The following is a 15,248-nucleotide window of genomic DNA, read 5'->3' as shown; positions in this document are numbered from 1 at the left end:
CCAAGGAGAAAGCGCCATGCGCTTGCGTAGTTATCTCGCCGCCCTGCTGCTAGGCCTGCTGAGTGCAGCCTGTACCCCGACGGTACAACTGCAGGCACCCAAGGAGCCGATCAATATCAATCTCAACGTGAAGATCGAGCACGAAATCTATATCAAGGTGGATAAAGCCCTGGACAGCATGTTCAGCGAATCCAGCGGACTGTTTTGAGGAGCCTGACCATGACCCTGTTTAAACACCTTGCCGGCCTGTTACTGCTGCTCAGCCTGAGCCTGCCGGCCGCCGCGCTGAACCTCAACGAAGCCATGTCGGCCCTCGGCGACGCCAAGGCCAGCGGCCAGCTCGGCGAGATGCCCAACGGTTACCTAGGGGTGGTCAAAGGCGGCGGCCAGGCCAGTGAAATCGCCCGCCTGATCAACCAGGCTCGCCGCACCGAATACCAGAAGCTGGCCGATCAGAATGGTATCCAGCGCAGCGACGTGGAAGCCATCGCCGGACAGAAAGCCCTCGACAAGACCCCACCCGGCCAGTACATCCAGGTGCAAGGCCAGTGGCGGCGCAAGTGATTGGCCTGGGCATGATGGGTTGAGCGCAGCGCTACCCATCATGCCCAGCGTCCACAAGGATTGACCCAGTGCCACTGGCTAATCCACTTCGCCCCTATCGGCCTCGACCCTGCGTATAGGCGATGCCCAGCCCTGCAAGCATGATCAAGGCCATGCCGAGCAACGCCCTGGCGTCCGGCACCTGGTCGAAGACCAGCCAGCCGAACAGCCCGGCAAACAGTAGCTGGCCATAACTGAAAGGCGCCAGGATCGCTGGCGAGGCCTGACGGAAGGCCAGGATCAGCAACTGATGACCGCACATGCCTATCACCCCGAGGCTAAGCAGGCCTAACAGGTGTTGCCACTGCGGGGTTTGCCAAAAAAACGGGATCAGCAGGCTGACAATCAGGCAGTTGATCGCCCCCGCGAGAAAGTTGCTGGTCGCCGCGCTGTCATGCGCCGCACTGATTCGGGTGAGAATCTGATACAGGGCAAAGCACAAGGCCGCACCCAGCGGCCATAAGATAGCCGGAGTAAACATCGCACCGGCCGGCCGCACGATCACCAGCACCCCGATAAACCCAAGTACCACCGCCAGCCATTGCGCCAGATTGATCCGCTCACGCAGCAGGGTGGCCGACAACAGGGTGACCAACAGCGGCGCCAGAAAGATCACCGCAGTGGCCTCAGCCAGCGGCACATAACGCAGCCCGGTGACGAACAGCAGGCTCACCCCCAGCAGCGCCAGAGCGCGGGTCAGCTGCAACCAGGGTCTTTGGCTGCGCAAGATGCTCAGGCCATGCTTGGGCAGCAGTACTGCCCCCATCAACAGGGTGTGCGACAGGTAGCGAAACCAGGTAAGCAAGAGGATCGGGTACAGGCCCGCCAGGTACTTGGCTACCGCATCATGGCTGGCGAAACAGGCGACCGACACCAGCGTCAGCAAAATACCGCGCAGCATCGGGTTACTCACAAGGGCGCTAGGCATCAGGGTATCCAGGCAGGCAATGCCGGCGTACAAGCCTGACATCCAGATCAGGGGACGACAACTTTAGCCTCAGCGTAGCCAGCCAAGCATTGCCGCGTCGGGCGCAACATCCACTCCGCCCGTGGCGGGGTGTTGTGCCACCGCGAGACAGTCTACCTGCTCCGCTGTGCCTTGCGCGCCTACTCACAGCGCTCTGTCCTTGGGCCTGGCGCTAGCGGCCGAACAATCCTCGCATGTGTTGCGCCACACCTTAGCGTCGCAATTCATTATGAACAGCGGGAACATCCTGATGCTGCAGAAATTTCTGAGACCTATGGCTCTGGCGATGACAATGCTCTATGCACACCTGTCGCCGGATCATTTGAAGGATGCTGTTCGGTTCGGGCCTGCGTCTGATTTTCGACACTTCTTCGACAGTTAGTCTGCCTGAACGAAAAAACCCCTGAAGCGCGAACTTCAGGGGTCTTTAATATGGCGGGAAGATAGGGACTCTAGAAAACCATCACCACAGCCATTTGACGCCCATAACACGGGCCATACAGAGCCAATAGTAGTACAATTGAGTAGTACAATTCACTGTACCACTCACCCACCGGGGACTGCCTTGGCAAACAACTTGATTCAAAAAAGTGGCGAATCAACTTGGTACGTTCGGCTGGCCATTCCTACTGACGTTCAAATGGCATTTGGTGGCCGCAAGGTACTCACTCAGTCACTGAAAACAGGCCTTCGGTCTGAGGCGATGGTTAGACGCCTCCAATACCTTGCGCAGTGGAAGCAGCAGATTGCCGACGCCCGAGCTGGTCGAGCACTACCCGCGAGTTGGGCCGAAGATGTAACCGATGCCCTAACCGCCATTTCTCAGGGGAAGACCTTACGAAAGATGCAACTAATTGGTGAGAATGTTTCGTTACCATCGATCACCCCTGAGAACGAGATCATTGCATTAGCGGCAATGGAACAGACCGGGATGCTTGATATTCTGGGTGAATTACAGGATTACTTCGGAGACACGCTTGAGGGTCAGCTTCAGTTTCATGAAACGCTAGCTAATGCCTTCAAAGAAATGATCCCTGATACTTACGCCAAACAGTTCAGCCTGAGCCGAGACCAAGTTACAGATATTTCAGCGCTGGTCGAGTCACCCAACAGCTTCAAACCACGCTCACCGATTACGCAGAAAAAACTCGATACGTTCAGGGTTTGGTACAGCAGCCAAGGTAACGTGCTAAAAACGGTGGACATCCTCATACGTAAAGTTGAGATGTTTTCAGCATGGCTCAACCGAACAGGCAACACTCTCTCATTCGACACCGTTTCGACGTACCTTGATGGTTTAGCGGACGCCAAGGGTAAAGCACTGACTTCGAAGACGAAGAAACAGCATCTCTGGGCGTGCAATACTTACTGGAAGTGGGCGAAAAAATACGATGCTGAGTGGCGGGAGCGATTCAAAGATACGCAAAACCCGTTCGATGATCATGACCTTCCAATCGTCAAAGGTGAGGTCATCATCTACGATGCTTTCACCAAGTATGAGTTAGAAATGCTACATGCCGAAGCCTTGGCAAAATCAGACCAGAATCTTGCAAACCTAATCGCTGTGGCAGCGTACACAGGTTGTAGGCTTGAAGAGGTCGGACACATTAACCACAGTGATCTCACCTTTGAGAACGGGCTTCCTATCGCCTTCAACATTCCGGATGCCAAGACACGTGCAGGTATTCGAGAAGTGCCTGTACACCATAAGTTGGCACCGCTGATGGTCGAGTTACTCGCATCATCCACCGATGGTTACATTCTACCGGGCCGAGCACTTAATGAATCCAACAAATACAACCATCGCCTTGATGCAGTAGGTAAACGTTTCGGACGAATGAAGAAAGCCAACAATTTTGGCCCACTGCACGTATTCCACTCTGTTCGCAAAACCGCCATCACCATCGTTCACCAAGCGGATGCACGGATGGAAGTTATGGCGGCACTGTTCGGTCATGAAACAGGGTTAATCACCCTCGACATTTACAGCTCAGGCCCTAGCCTTGACCAGAAACGAAAGGTGATCGAACTGCTGGATTACGCTTTTAATCTCCGCCAAAAACAGGTGATAAACAATGCAATTAATAATGATTAATTACCCTGTGTACAAGTCTATATCAGCAGCCGTCAACCTGAAGGCCCTGCTCCTTGGCGTGAAACCGGGAATTTGCTAAACCGGGCCGCTCCCCGCGCCCGCTTTCGACTGAGAAATAGACCGCACAAGTAATGCAGCACTTTACTCAGCTCAACCTACGGCAAATCTAAAGCCCCGCCAATGCTGGCGCTGCTTACATCAATATCACTGACATCAAGATGGCGACGATTCACTGTATGAGTATAGGAAAGACTTTGATACAGTGATTAGGAGATTATAGAGGAAGTGATCAGATGAGTGAGACCAGCGAACAGAAGAGCAAGCGTAACTACCTGCACCTACTGCATGAGTACCAGTGGGGTTACCAGCATTCTCTGTTTTACGATGATCTACACGAAAGCACAGCCCTGCTAGATGACATGGTTAGATTCAAGCAAGAACTAAGGCGTAAGTGCCCTGACCAACCGTTCCTTATCCGTATCCAACTGCACAACCGGAAAACACCGCATAACCCGGATGGTGGATTACAGGCATACTTAGTGATTCTCACAACCAAGAACGCATACAAAGCTATTAGTGCAGCAGCAGATAAAGTAATGAGCGGCCAGTGTAATGTCATGAGCATGAGCCTTACGCCAGAGAAGAACATAAAATCAGCATCAGCCATCAAATCTCAGAGGCCGCACGATCTTGAACGATTCTTCGGCAAAGAGAAGGTCAACCGATTTACAGTGCTCAACAGAAACAAACTTAGCCTACTAGCTACATCACCCGCCAACCAATAAATAAACTACCGAGCCACCGCCATTCAATAGCCATTTACACACAGCCATACCCACAACCAACATGGTTTCCGCTAACGATTACGACTTCAAACCCCGAAACCAGCATACAACTCACGCTTAAGATTCAAACACTGATCTAACATGCCGAAAGATCGCATGATTTGCCTCACGAAAAATTAGTATCAATTCATTATTCAACTCATCACAACGATACTGAATATAAAAACAGATCTCATGACCTTCTTTCCCCTCAACCACATCAACCAATTTACGCAATTCAGACCTGACTTTATTTCGCAGATCAAATGGCGAAATCATAAAATCACCCACCTCATCTTCACGAAGAAACAATATACAATTCCGCCACGCCTTCATATATTGCTCCACAGCCATACGCCAACTCAAGCCCGTACACTCAAGCATATCCTCAACATCCAATAAATCCGAACTCGCCTCACCTGAGGCTTTACCTTGGCAGTATGCCTTCATGTTTTCTATATGATCATGAATTACCCTCAGGCTATCCACACTACGCCCGAGCTCTTGGAATGCATCAAATTTCTTCTGGGACTTAAATTGTTTCTTCCAAGCATCTAATGTGAAAATTGCGAAAATAGCCATCGCTATAGTTACCAAATAACTTGCCAGCTCTATAAAACTCTTCCAACCTTCAAAATAGTTTAAATTCAATCCTGAAACAGACATACCAATTATCACACCAACAACCAAAACCAGAAAACAAAGTCCATACCTATACTTATCCACAAAAGACTCCAAATTTATAATTCCAATAAATCCCGGAACAACATCAAACACTCGCTTTAATATCGGAATAGACTCAATCAACACAACAATATACATACGATTAACGTGGCTCAGTCGTGCTTTGACAGTATACGTATGATTACTCGCTCTGCCCTCCACCGTAACCGCACACAGAGCGACTCAATAACGACCGTTTATGACACCAGCGCCAGCAGTCCGGAAAACGGTATCAATAAATAGGGTTTACTTTTTGGCACCACCACAGGATAATGACACCACGTTAAAGATACCAGAGAGCACCCCACCATGAGCCGCACCTTCGCCTACTGTCGAGTCTCCACCACTGGCCAGACTACCGAAAACCAAGTGCTTGAAATCAAGAGCGCCGGCTTCGACCTGCAATCTCAGCGGGTCATTGAAGAAACGATTAGCGGCAGCACCAGCGCCAGCGAGCGAAAAGGCTTCGCCACCCTTCTAGACCGCATGGAATCGGGTGACGTTCTGGTAGTTACGAAGCTAGATCGCCTTGGCCGGAACGCTATCGACGTTCAGAGCACCGTTGAGCGACTGGAAGGTAAAGGCATTCGAGTGCATTGCCTGGCATTGGGCGGCGTCGATCTGACCTCTCCAGCAGGCAAAATGACAATGGGAGTACTGGCGGCTGTAGCTCAATTTGAGCGTGACCTGCTCATTGAACGCACTCAATCTGGCCTAGAGCGAGCAAAGGCAGAGGGTAAGGTTCTGGGGCGTCCCGCAAAAGCATCTGCTGAACAAGTTCAGGCTCTGAAGTGCGAAGATAAGTCGCAATCTGCGGTAGCAGCAGAGTTGAACATCAGCCTTTCCACCGTAAAGCGGTTGTGGAATAGCTGATAACCACCAGGAGGCCGCACAAGCAACGATAACGCTAAATAGCTACCCATATAGCACTATCTACAATAAACGCAACAGGCGAGCCCACAGACGCCTTTACGGGCAATTATATCGACAGGTGTAGAGATATTTTAGAGTTACCAGCGACTATGGAGAGGCCCGAAGATTACTGCTAAGCCCCTCAGCTGGAAATGAGAGGAATCATTCGGACAAATCGCAACACGCCCCACAGAACCGGCAATCCAAGTAGTACAAATGAGTAGTACAACCTGAAAAGAAAAAGCCCCGTAACTCATTGAATTACAGGGCTTTTCTATATATGGCGGGAAGATAGGGATTTGAACCCTAGGTACCATCGCTGATACAACGGATTTCGAATCCGTCCCGTTCGGCCACTCCGGCATCTTCCCGTGGCGGCGCGCATGATAGCAGCTGAAGCGCGTTTGGCGAACCCCAGTTTGAAAACTTTTCACATGCTTTCAGATGCTTGCGGCCGAGAAGGGACTACAGCAGGCGTACCACCCCTACTCCTCCGCCTAGCCCAGATACGCAAAGAGGCACCGAAGTGCCTCTTTGCGTTGCGTTAACCGCCTCGGTGCACGTTAGACGGTCAAGCGGGTCAACGCTTCGCGGTACTTGTCTGCGGTCTTTTGCGCGACGTCGGCCGGCACTGCCGGGGCCGGCGCTTGTTTGTTCCAGCCGGTGGACTCCAGCCAGTCGCGCACGAACTGCTTGTCGAAGCTTGGCGGGTTTTTTCCTTCGACATAGCTGTCGGCCGGCCAGAAACGACTGGAGTCGGGAGTCAGCACTTCGTCCATCAGGGTCAGGGTGCCGTCTTCGTCCAGACCGAACTCGAACTTGGTGTCGGCGATGATGATGCCGCGCGTCGCCGCATAGGCGACCGCCGCGCTATACAGGGCGATGGCCGTGTCACGCACCTTGGCGGCCAACTCCGCACCGATAATGGACTCGCACTGCTCGAAGGAAATGTTCTCGTCGTGGTCGCCAACGGCAGCCTTGGTCGACGGTGTGAAGATCGGTTGCGGCAGCTTGGAGGCTTCCTGCAGGCCGGCGGGCAACTGAATGCCGCAGACGGTGCCGCTCTGCTGGTATTCCTTCCAGCCAGAGCCAGCGATGTAACCGCGCACGATGGCCTCCACCGCTACCGGCTTGAGGCGCTTGGCCACCACTGCACGGCCCTCTACCATCGGCAGCTCGGCGGCTGAGACGACGTCCTCGACTCTGTCGCCGGTGAAGTGGTTGGGCACCACGCCGGCGAGCTTGTCGAACCAGAAATTGGAAATCGCCGTGAGTATTTTGCCCTTGTCCGGGATCGGCTCGGCGAGGATCACGTCGAACGCCGAGAGGCGGTCGGTGGCGACCATCAGCATACGCTTGTCGTCAATTTCGTAGAGGTCGCGGACTTTTCCCGAATAGATCTTCTTCAGGCTCAGGGTCGCAGGAGTGGTCATGTCGGGATTTCCGCCTTTAGCAAACGAAACAGGCGAAACCCGCTGGGTTTCGCCTATTGGTTTCTTTCCGAGTTGCGCCTGCAACCCAATTATCTTTAACCGAGGTTTTCCTGGATCAGGTCCAGAATCCGACGCGCGACATCAGACGGCGCGACGGTGTTGAGGTCTTTTTCCACGGTGACCTGGACACTGTCACCCACCGGCGTCAGGCGCACCTGATAGCGATCAGCACGTGCCTCGATTTCTTCCTTATCGCGCTCACCGCCGAACAGCTTGCCGAGGAAACTCGGCTCCTCACCCTTCTTGATAGCACCTTCGGCCAGGTTGATGTAGTAGACGCCGAGGCTTCGATTGAGGTCGTCGATGCGCACATCGGCCATCTCCAGGGAGCGACCCACACCAGACCAGGCCCGATCAAAATCGGCGCCCAGATTCAGTACCGGGTTGCCATTGCCGTCCTCAGACAGACTGACGCGGCGTGGCGCGTCGAAATCGCGTGCGGCCAGCAGCGACACGGAACCACCCTGCTCAGCACTGCGCGCCAGGCTCACCAGCATCTCGTCGAGCAACGCGGCTTCCAGCTTCGGATTGCCGCTACGACTGGCGAAGGCCACATCGGCGCTGCTGCCGACTGGGCGCTCGGCACTGACCACGAAGACCTCACTGGTATTGCGCTGCACGCCCGGCTCGATGCGCACCCGCACGCGGGTCTCGGCATCCGCCACACCTGACTCGAGCTTGCTCAAACGACGCGCTACGGCACTGGAGAGCTCATCGAAACGCTGCCAGGAAGTACTGAATTCGCCGGTCTGCGGACGCTCGTCGACCACCCGAAAACCGCTGTCTTCAAAGAACTGCCGAACCACGGGCCAGACTTCGGCAGGCACCCGCTGGGCCACCAGCCAGCGTGACTCGCCGCTCTTCTGCAGGCTGAACTCGCTGGCATCGGCGCGCGCTTGCAGGGCTTGCGGACGCGGAACTTCGTACTCACCCGTTACCGTGCTGCTGGCGACCTGCTGCGGCACCGGCAACAGGGGATCGAGGCGCTTGGCTTCGACATTCGCCGGCAGCTGCATGGGCGCGGTTTGCCGCGCGGCGAGGTAGTCGCCGCCACGATCACGGAAATAGCCATCCTCACCCCACAACCAGCCACAACCGCTGGTACTAGTGATGATCAGAGCAAGTGCAGAGAGTCCGGCCAGTCGCTTCATGCGTAGTAATTCCTCAATTAAACCAATACGCCGGACTGGCGCAGGGCCTGACGCAGCGGTTCATGACAACGCGGGCTGAGCCAGGTCAGTGGCAGGCGAATACCATCCGGCATCATGCCCATCTCGTGCAGGGCCCATTTAACCGGAATCGGGTTGGACTCCATGAACAGCGCCTGGTGCAACGGCATCAAACGATCGTTGATGGCGCGGGCCATCGCGGCGTCACCGCGCATGGCGGCGGCGCACAGGTCACTCATCGCGCGCGGGGCGACGTTGGCAGTCACCGAAATATTGCCCTTACCACCCATTAGCATCAGCTCGACGGCGGTGGCATCATCGCCGGAATACACCAGGAAATCCTTGCTCACCCGGTCCAGTACTTCCTGGGCGCGCTGCAGGTCACCAGTGGCTTCCTTGATACCAATAATGTTGGCTATCTTCGACAGCCGCTCGACAGTCTCCGGCAACATGTCGCACACAGTGCGACCCGGCACGTTGTAGAGAATCTGCGGAATCGCCACTGCTTCGGCGATGTGGCGGAAATGCAGGTACAGGCCTTCCTGAGTCGGCTTGTTGTAATACGGGGTCACCAGCAGGCAGGCATCGGCGCCCACCTCTTGGGCGGCACGGGTCAGTTCGACCGACTCACGGGTGGAGTTGCCACCGGTGCCGGCAATCACCGGAATGCGCCCGGCGACCTGGTCGACCACGCGACGAATCGCCTCGATATGTTCCGACACGTCCAACGTAGCCGACTCACCCGTGGTGCCGACCGCGACGATGGCGTTGGTGCCCTCCTGCAGGTGGAAATCCACCAGTTTGCTCAAGCTGTCCCAGTCGAGATCACCTTGTGCATCCATGGGCGTGACCAGTGCCACCATACTGCCCGCAATCATGCAACCGCTCCTGCCGGAAAAAGAGAGCCGTAATGGTACTGGCGCTACCAGCCTTGCACAAGCGAAGGACAAGCCCGTGCATCACCCGCCCCTGTGTGCAAACACCGCAGAATGTAAGGATCCGACAGTCGCGAGCATTCCCCTGAGCGGCGCTTTTCGCTACCCTTCGTCTTTGCTCGGTACTCTGTTCGAGCCGCACGCTCATCGTTTTAGGAAGGCTGCATGTCCACCCCCCAAGTTCGCGAACAATTCCTCATCATCAGTGCACTCGGCCCCAACGCCATGGAGTTGACTAACGTCCTGTGCCGCGCCAGCCATGAAAACCGCTGCGCAGTACTCAGCACCCGCCTGAGCCGACACGGTGAATTCAGCGCGCTGGTGCTGCAAGTTTCCGGCAGCTGGGACGCACTGGCGCGCCTTGAGTCGAGCCTGCCCCTGCTGGCCAAGAAACATTCCTTCTCCACCAACGTAATTCGCAGCGGCGCCTCGGAAAACCGCCCTCAGGCCCTGCCATATGTGGCCTACGTCAGCTCGGTATATCGCCCTGACATCCTCAATGAGTTGTGCCAGTTCTTTATCGACCACCATGTCGAGCTGGAAAATCTCACCTGCGATACCTACCAGGCACCCCAGACCGGCGGCACCATGCTCAACGTCACCCTGACCGTGACCCTGCCAGCCGGCACTCAGATCAGCTGGTTGCGCGATCAGTTTCTCGACTTCGCCGACGCCTTGAACCTGGATGCACTGATCGAACCTTGGCGCCCGCAGAACCCATAAGGAGCGTTTAATGGCCGTAACACTCGACACCCCCGTAGCCGACTTCCAGGCTCAGGCCACCAGTGGCCAGGCCGTGCAACTGTCGGCCCTGCAAGGCCAGCAGGTGGTGATCTACTTCTACCCGAAAGACAGCACGCCGGGCTGCACCACAGAAGGCCAGGGCTTTCGCGACCAGTACCCGGCCTTTCTGGCGGCCAACACCCAGATATTCGGCGTATCCAGGGACGGCCTCAAATCCCACGAGAACTTCAAGAGCAAGCAGGCCTTTCCCTTCGAACTGATCTCGGACAAGGACGAGGCACTCTGCCAACTGTTCGAGGTGATCAAGCTGAAGAAGCTCTACGGCAAGGAATACCTGGGCGTCGACCGCAGCACCTTCCTGATCGACCAACACGGCGTGCTGCGTCAGGAGTGGCGAGGTGTGAAAGTACCCGGCCACGTCGATGCGGTACTGGCTGCTGCGCAAGCGCTGAATAAGGCCTGACACCCGACCAGAAGCAGAACGGCCGCTCTACGCGGCCGTTCTTGTTTAAACACTTCGCTCATGGGGCTCAGTGCGCGGCCAGGCGTCCAGCAGCGCCTTGAACAAGGTAGCCAGCGGAATGGCGAAGAACACCCCCCAAAAGCCCCATAAGCCGCCGAACAGCAGAACCGCGCAGATGATTGCCACCGGGTGCAGGTTCACCGCCTCGGAGAACAGCAGCGGGACCAGCACGTTACCGTCGAGCGCCTGAATAACCCCATACACTACCAACAGGTAGATGAACTGATCGCTCCAGCCCCACTGGAACAACGCAATCAGCACCACCGGTACGGTGACCACCACCGCGCCGATATAGGGCACCACGACAGACAACCCCACCAGTAGCGCCAATAACGCCGCATAGTTGAGCCCCAGCGCCGCGAAGGCGATGTAGCTGACCACCCCGCAGATGATGATTTCGATCACCTTGCCGCGGATGTAATTGGCGATTTGCAGGTTCATTTCCTGTGCCACATGGCTGAGCAAAGCCCGCTCATTCGGCAGGTAGCTGCGAAACCAACGACCGATCAGCTCACGATCCTTAAGGAAAAAGAACACCAGGATCGGCACCAGCACCAGGTAAATCATGATGCTGGCCAGCAGCGGCAGACTGGATAACGAGAAGGTCAACGCCCACTGACCGAACTGACCGATCTCGCCACGCGCCAGCTCAATCGCCTGCAACACCTGTTCATCGCTAATCAAGTGCGGATAGCGCTCCGGCAGCAACAGCAGCAACGACTGCCACTCACCCAACATGCGCGGCAGCTCATTGAACAGGTTGCTCAACTGACGCCACAACAAGGGCATCAACACCAGCAGACACAACGCCAGGGCACTGACGAACAGGGCAAATACCAGGGACACGGCAGCCATCTGCGGCAAGCGCAGACGCTCGAGGGCATTGACCAGCCCCTGCATCAGAAACGCCAGCACCAACCCGGTCAGAACCGGCGCCAACATCCCACCCAAAGTCAGAACCGTGGCAAAACCGAGGATCAGCAACACCGTCAGCACAACAGCCTGCTCATCGGAAAAATAGCGGTGTAGCCAGTTGCGTAACACGCGAAGCATCTTCATTCCCTAGATCAAAATAACCCATTCACAAACAGTGTCAGGCTTTACGCAACCAGTAGCGGTAGATGCCATTGTCTACCTCTTCATGCAACAAAGTGTGCCCGGCGAGGTTCGCGAAGGCGCGAAAGTCGCGCTGCGAACCCGCATCGGTAGCAATCACTTTCAGCACCGCTCCACTGGCCAGACGATTCAACTCCAGCTTGGCCTTGAGTAGCGGCAGCGGACAGTTCAAGCCACTGGCATCCAGCTCTGCATCGCAGGCCTCAACCCGCATTTGTGCATCGTTCATTCTATCCCTCCCAAACCTGGCGCTAGGATACCTCAAGGCAGCACAACCCTGGCCATACGCGCGCCTGCCCAGCTACAGTACGACTCTGTTCACCAAGAGCCTCGTGCATGAATCCTCTGCGCCCTACCCTGTTGACGCTCGCCTGCCTGTTCGCCCTGCCCGGTACAGCTAGCGAGCTGCCATCACTCGGCGATGCCAGCTCCGCCATCGTCTCACCGCAACAAGAGCATCAACTGGGCCGCGCCTGGCTGAGCCTGCTGCGCGGCCAGGTCAGTCAGCTTTCCGACCCGCAGCTCAAGGACTTCGTTGAGAGCAGCGTTTACCGCCTAGGCGAGACCAGTCAGGTACAAGACCGGCGCCTGGAGTTCGTCCTGCTCGACAGCCCACAAATCAACGCATTCGCCGCACCCGGGGGAATTATCGGGGTCAACGGCGGACTGTTCCTCTATGCACAGAGCGAAGCCGAATATGCCTCGGTTATGGCTCACGAACTCGCGCATTTATCACAACGCCACTTTGCCCGCGGCCTGGAAGCCCAGCAACGCATGCAGTTGCCGGTCATGGCGGCAATGCTTGCCGGAATAGTGGCAGCTGCAGCAGGTGCCGGTGACGTCGGGATTGCCGCCATCGCGTCGACTCAAGCGGCGGCGATTCAGGAGCAGCGACGCTTCTCCCGGCAGAACGAGCAAGAGGCCGACCGCATCGGCCTGGTAAACCTGGAAAAGGCCGGCTACGACCCGCGCGCCATGCCGAGCATGTTCGAGCGCCTGATGCGCCAGTATCGCTATGACCGCAAACCACCGGAGTTCCTCCTGACTCACCCGGTATCCGAGTCACGGATCGCGGACACGCGCAACCGCGCCGAACAATTCAACAGCGGCGGCACGCAAGACAGCGTGCGCTACCAGCTCATGCGCGCTCGCGTGCAGTTGATCTATGAAGACACTCCCGGCCTGGCTGCCAAGCGCTTTCGCGCCATGCTCGAAGAAAACCCAAAACTGGAGGCCGCGCGTTACGGCCTGGCATTGGCACAGATCAAGAGCGGCCAACTCAAGCAGGCCCGCGAAAGTTTGCAGCCCCTACTGCAGAACGCCCCCAACGATATTGCGTACAACCTGGCCCAGGTGGAACTGGACATCGCTGCCCGCCAACTAGCGGATGCACAGGGCCGCGTCGAACGCCTGCAGCGGCTGTATCCCAGCAATTATCCGCTGCATCAAGCCGGTATCGACCTGCTGATGAAACAGGGTCGCACCCAGGACGCCGAGCGCGCGCTCGACGCACTACTGAAGAACCGCCCAAAAGATCCGGACATCTGGTACCAAGTCGCCGAAGTGCGCGGCCTCACCGGCAACACCATCGGCCTGCACCAGGCCCGCGCAGAATTTTTCGCCCTGGTCGGCGACTTTGACCAAGCCATCGAACAGCTCGACTTCGCCAAACGTCGGGCAACCAACAACTTCCAACTGGCATCGCGGATCGATGCGCGGCAGCGTGAATTGATCGAAGACCAGCGCAGCATCGAACAAATGCTGCGGTAAACACCCAGAAAAAAGCCCGGAACTCTCCGGGCTTTTCATTTCAAGCAGCGTTGAACTTAGGCATTCCCCGCCAGCTTCAGCCGCGCAGCCTGAGTGAAGTCCAGCATGCGCTTGAGCGGCTTGATTGCCTTGGGGATCAACGCAGGGTCGACGAAAATCTCGTTACTGCCCTCACGCAGGCAATTCAGCGTTCGCTCCAGGGTATTCATCGCCATCCAAGGGCAGTGCGCACAACTGCGACAGGCCGCACCATTACCGGCGGTGGGCGCCTCGATAAACGTCTTGTCCGGACACAGTTGCTGCATTTTGTAGAAAATGCCGCGATCGGTGGCGACGATAAAAGTCTTGTTCGGCAAACTCTGCGCCGCCTTGATCAACTGACTGGTCGACCCCACCGCATCGGCCAGGTCGATGACCGCTGTCGGCGACTCCGGATGTACCAGCACCGCCGCCTCCGGGTACAGCGCCTTCATGTCTTCCAGTTGCTTGGCCTTGAACTCTTCGTGAACGATACACGCACCGTCCCACAACAGCATATCGGCGCCCGTCTGGTTCTGGATGTAACGGCCCAGGTGCTGATCCGGCGCCCAGATGATGCTTTCGCCGTTGTCCATCAGGTGTTCGATGATTTCCACCGCACAGCTGGACGTTACCACCCAGTCTGCCCGCGCCTTCACCGCTGCCGAGGTGTTGGCATACACCACCACGGTACGCTGCGGATGCTGGTCGCAGAACGCGGAAAACTCCTCCACCGGACAACCCAGGTCCAGCGAGCAGGTCGCCTCCAGGGTCGGCATCAGCACACGCTTTTCCGGATTGAGGATTTTCGCCGTCTCACCCATAAATTTCACGCCCGCGACCAGCACGGTCTGCGCCGCGTGCTGATTACCGAAGCGGGCCATCTCCAAGGAGTCGGAGACACAACCGCCCGTTTCTTCAGCAAGCGCCTGCAATACAGGATCGCAGTAGTAATGGGCAACCAGCACGGCGTTCTGCTTTTTCAGCTCCGCTGCAATTTCAGCGCGGTAAAACGCCTCTTGCTCGGGCGTCAGCGGCTTAGGCTGCTTGGCGTCGAGGTGAGCTTGAACCAGAAGGCGTTCGGAAATCTGCGTCATGTCATCAGGCCCTGTGGAGGTCTATCAGCGCGAAACTTGAGTATACCCGCCTGGTTGGCGCGAGAGCAGACGAGGCTGAAATACGGGGGTACTCAAGCGTGATCAAGGTAAAAATCGCAGATAAAAAAAAGCCCGAAAATTCCTTTAATCAGAACTTTCAGGCTTTCTCTACCTTCCGTAGAAGGAAATATGGTGGGTCGTGTGGGATTCGAACCTACGACCAATTGGTTAAAAGCCAACTGCTCTACCAACTGAGCTA

At 56.3% G+C, this 15,248-nt stretch carries 16 protein-coding genes, 1 tRNA gene and 1 pseudogene; 9 read left to right on the top strand and 9 right to left on the bottom strand.

Annotated features, from left to right (window positions below):
* Positions 1-16 precede the first annotated feature (16 nt).
* Positions 17-208 (top strand): YnbE family lipoprotein, encoded by a 192-nt coding sequence (locus TMS3_RS20300; protein WP_025167127.1) that lies wholly within the window; start codon positions 17-19, stop codon positions 206-208.
* An 11-nt stretch (positions 209-219) separates the two neighbouring features.
* Positions 220-564, top strand: coding sequence for a YdbL family protein (locus TMS3_RS20295; protein ID WP_025167126.1), 345 nt, complete (start codon positions 220-222; stop codon positions 562-564).
* A gap of 94 nt (positions 565-658) precedes the next feature.
* Here TMS3_RS20295 and TMS3_RS20290 read toward each other — a convergent pair whose 3' ends face one another.
* Entirely contained in the window at positions 659-1,531 is an 873-nt protein-coding gene (locus TMS3_RS20290) for a DMT family transporter (protein WP_029866529.1), read from the bottom strand.
* Positions 1,532-1,736: 205 nt separating this feature from the next.
* On the opposite strand from TMS3_RS20290, the pseudogene TMS3_RS25690 reads away from it, so the two are divergent.
* The 3 genes and pseudogenes from TMS3_RS25690 to TMS3_RS20275 all read left to right on the top strand — a co-directional run.
* Positions 1,737-1,952, top strand: a pseudogene (locus tag TMS3_RS25690) (phage integrase); the annotation flags it as partial.
* A 183-nt stretch (positions 1,953-2,135) separates the two neighbouring features.
* Complete coding sequence (locus TMS3_RS20280) at positions 2,136-3,665, top strand: DUF6538 domain-containing protein (protein ID WP_025167123.1); 1,530 nt, start codon at positions 2,136-2,138, stop codon at positions 3,663-3,665.
* 293 nt (positions 3,666-3,958) lie between these two features.
* A complete protein-coding gene (locus tag TMS3_RS20275) occupies positions 3,959-4,450 on the top strand; it encodes a hypothetical protein (protein ID WP_025167122.1) in 492 nt (163 codons plus the stop codon).
* A 117-nt stretch (positions 4,451-4,567) separates the two neighbouring features.
* On the opposite strand, the gene TMS3_RS20270 is transcribed toward TMS3_RS20275, so the two are convergent.
* Complete coding sequence (locus TMS3_RS20270; protein WP_025167121.1) at positions 4,568-5,311, bottom strand: hypothetical protein; 744 nt, start codon at positions 5,309-5,311, stop codon at positions 4,568-4,570.
* A gap of 210 nt (positions 5,312-5,521) precedes the next feature.
* On the opposite strand from TMS3_RS20270, the gene TMS3_RS20265 reads away from it, so the two are divergent.
* Entirely contained in the window at positions 5,522-6,085 is a 564-nt protein-coding gene (locus tag TMS3_RS20265; RefSeq protein ID WP_025167120.1) for a recombinase family protein, read from the top strand.
* 320 nt (positions 6,086-6,405) lie between these two features.
* On the opposite strand, the gene TMS3_RS20260 is transcribed toward TMS3_RS20265, so the two are convergent.
* The 4 genes from TMS3_RS20260 to dapA all read right to left on the bottom strand — a co-directional run bounded on the left by TMS3_RS20260 (position 6,406) and on the right by dapA (position 9,664).
* Positions 6,406-6,495, bottom strand: a tRNA-Ser gene (locus tag TMS3_RS20260).
* 192 nt (positions 6,496-6,687) lie between these two features.
* Entirely contained in the window at positions 6,688-7,557 is an 870-nt protein-coding gene (locus TMS3_RS20255) for a phosphoribosylaminoimidazolesuccinocarboxamide synthase (protein WP_025167119.1), read from the bottom strand.
* Positions 7,558-7,652: 95 nt separating this feature from the next.
* Positions 7,653-8,768 (bottom strand): outer membrane protein assembly factor BamC, encoded by a 1,116-nt coding sequence (bamC, locus tag TMS3_RS20250; protein WP_025167118.1) that lies wholly within the window; start codon positions 8,766-8,768, stop codon positions 7,653-7,655.
* A 17-nt stretch (positions 8,769-8,785) separates the two neighbouring features.
* Positions 8,786-9,664 carry a 4-hydroxy-tetrahydrodipicolinate synthase gene (dapA, locus tag TMS3_RS20245; RefSeq protein WP_025167117.1) on the bottom strand — a complete coding sequence of 293 codons (879 nt, stop codon included), beginning with the start codon at positions 9,662-9,664 and terminating at the stop codon, positions 8,786-8,788.
* Positions 9,665-9,886: 222 nt separating this feature from the next.
* Here dapA and TMS3_RS20240 point away from each other — a divergent pair, with 222 nt between their 5' ends.
* Together TMS3_RS20240 and TMS3_RS20235 are read left to right on the top strand one after the other, a co-directional pair.
* On the top strand, positions 9,887-10,444 hold the full coding sequence (locus TMS3_RS20240; protein WP_025167116.1) for a glycine cleavage system protein R: 558 nt from the start codon (positions 9,887-9,889) through the stop codon (positions 10,442-10,444).
* Between the two features lie 10 nt (positions 10,445-10,454).
* On the top strand, positions 10,455-10,928 hold the full coding sequence (locus tag TMS3_RS20235; protein ID WP_025167115.1) for a peroxiredoxin: 474 nt from the start codon (positions 10,455-10,457) through the stop codon (positions 10,926-10,928).
* A gap of 45 nt (positions 10,929-10,973) precedes the next feature.
* Here the strand turns inward: TMS3_RS20235 and TMS3_RS20230 are convergent, their stop codons facing one another.
* Positions 10,974-12,041 carry an AI-2E family transporter gene (locus TMS3_RS20230; protein ID WP_025167114.1) on the bottom strand — a complete coding sequence of 356 codons (1,068 nt, stop codon included), beginning with the start codon at positions 12,039-12,041 and terminating at the stop codon, positions 10,974-10,976.
* A gap of 40 nt (positions 12,042-12,081) precedes the next feature.
* Complete coding sequence (locus TMS3_RS20225; RefSeq protein ID WP_025167113.1) at positions 12,082-12,333, bottom strand: sulfurtransferase TusA family protein; 252 nt, start codon at positions 12,331-12,333, stop codon at positions 12,082-12,084.
* Positions 12,334-12,440: 107 nt separating this feature from the next.
* Between TMS3_RS20225 and TMS3_RS20220 the strand changes: the two genes are divergently transcribed.
* A complete protein-coding gene (locus TMS3_RS20220; RefSeq protein ID WP_025167112.1) occupies positions 12,441-13,874 on the top strand; it encodes a M48 family metalloprotease in 1,434 nt (477 codons plus the stop codon).
* A 56-nt stretch (positions 13,875-13,930) separates the two neighbouring features.
* On the opposite strand, the gene nadA is transcribed toward TMS3_RS20220, so the two are convergent.
* Positions 13,931-14,989, bottom strand: a complete 1,059-nt coding sequence (nadA, locus tag TMS3_RS20215) for a quinolinate synthase NadA (RefSeq protein WP_025167111.1) — start codon at positions 14,987-14,989, stop codon at positions 13,931-13,933.
* Between the last annotated feature and the right edge of the window lie 259 nt (positions 14,990-15,248).

This window comes from Pseudomonas taeanensis MS-3 (assembly GCF_000498575.2).
Classification (GTDB): Bacteria; Pseudomonadota; Gammaproteobacteria; order Pseudomonadales; family Pseudomonadaceae; genus Aquipseudomonas; species Aquipseudomonas taeanensis.
The sequence above is the reverse complement of the archived record's forward strand: the minus strand, read 5'-3'. Positions and strand labels throughout refer to the sequence as shown.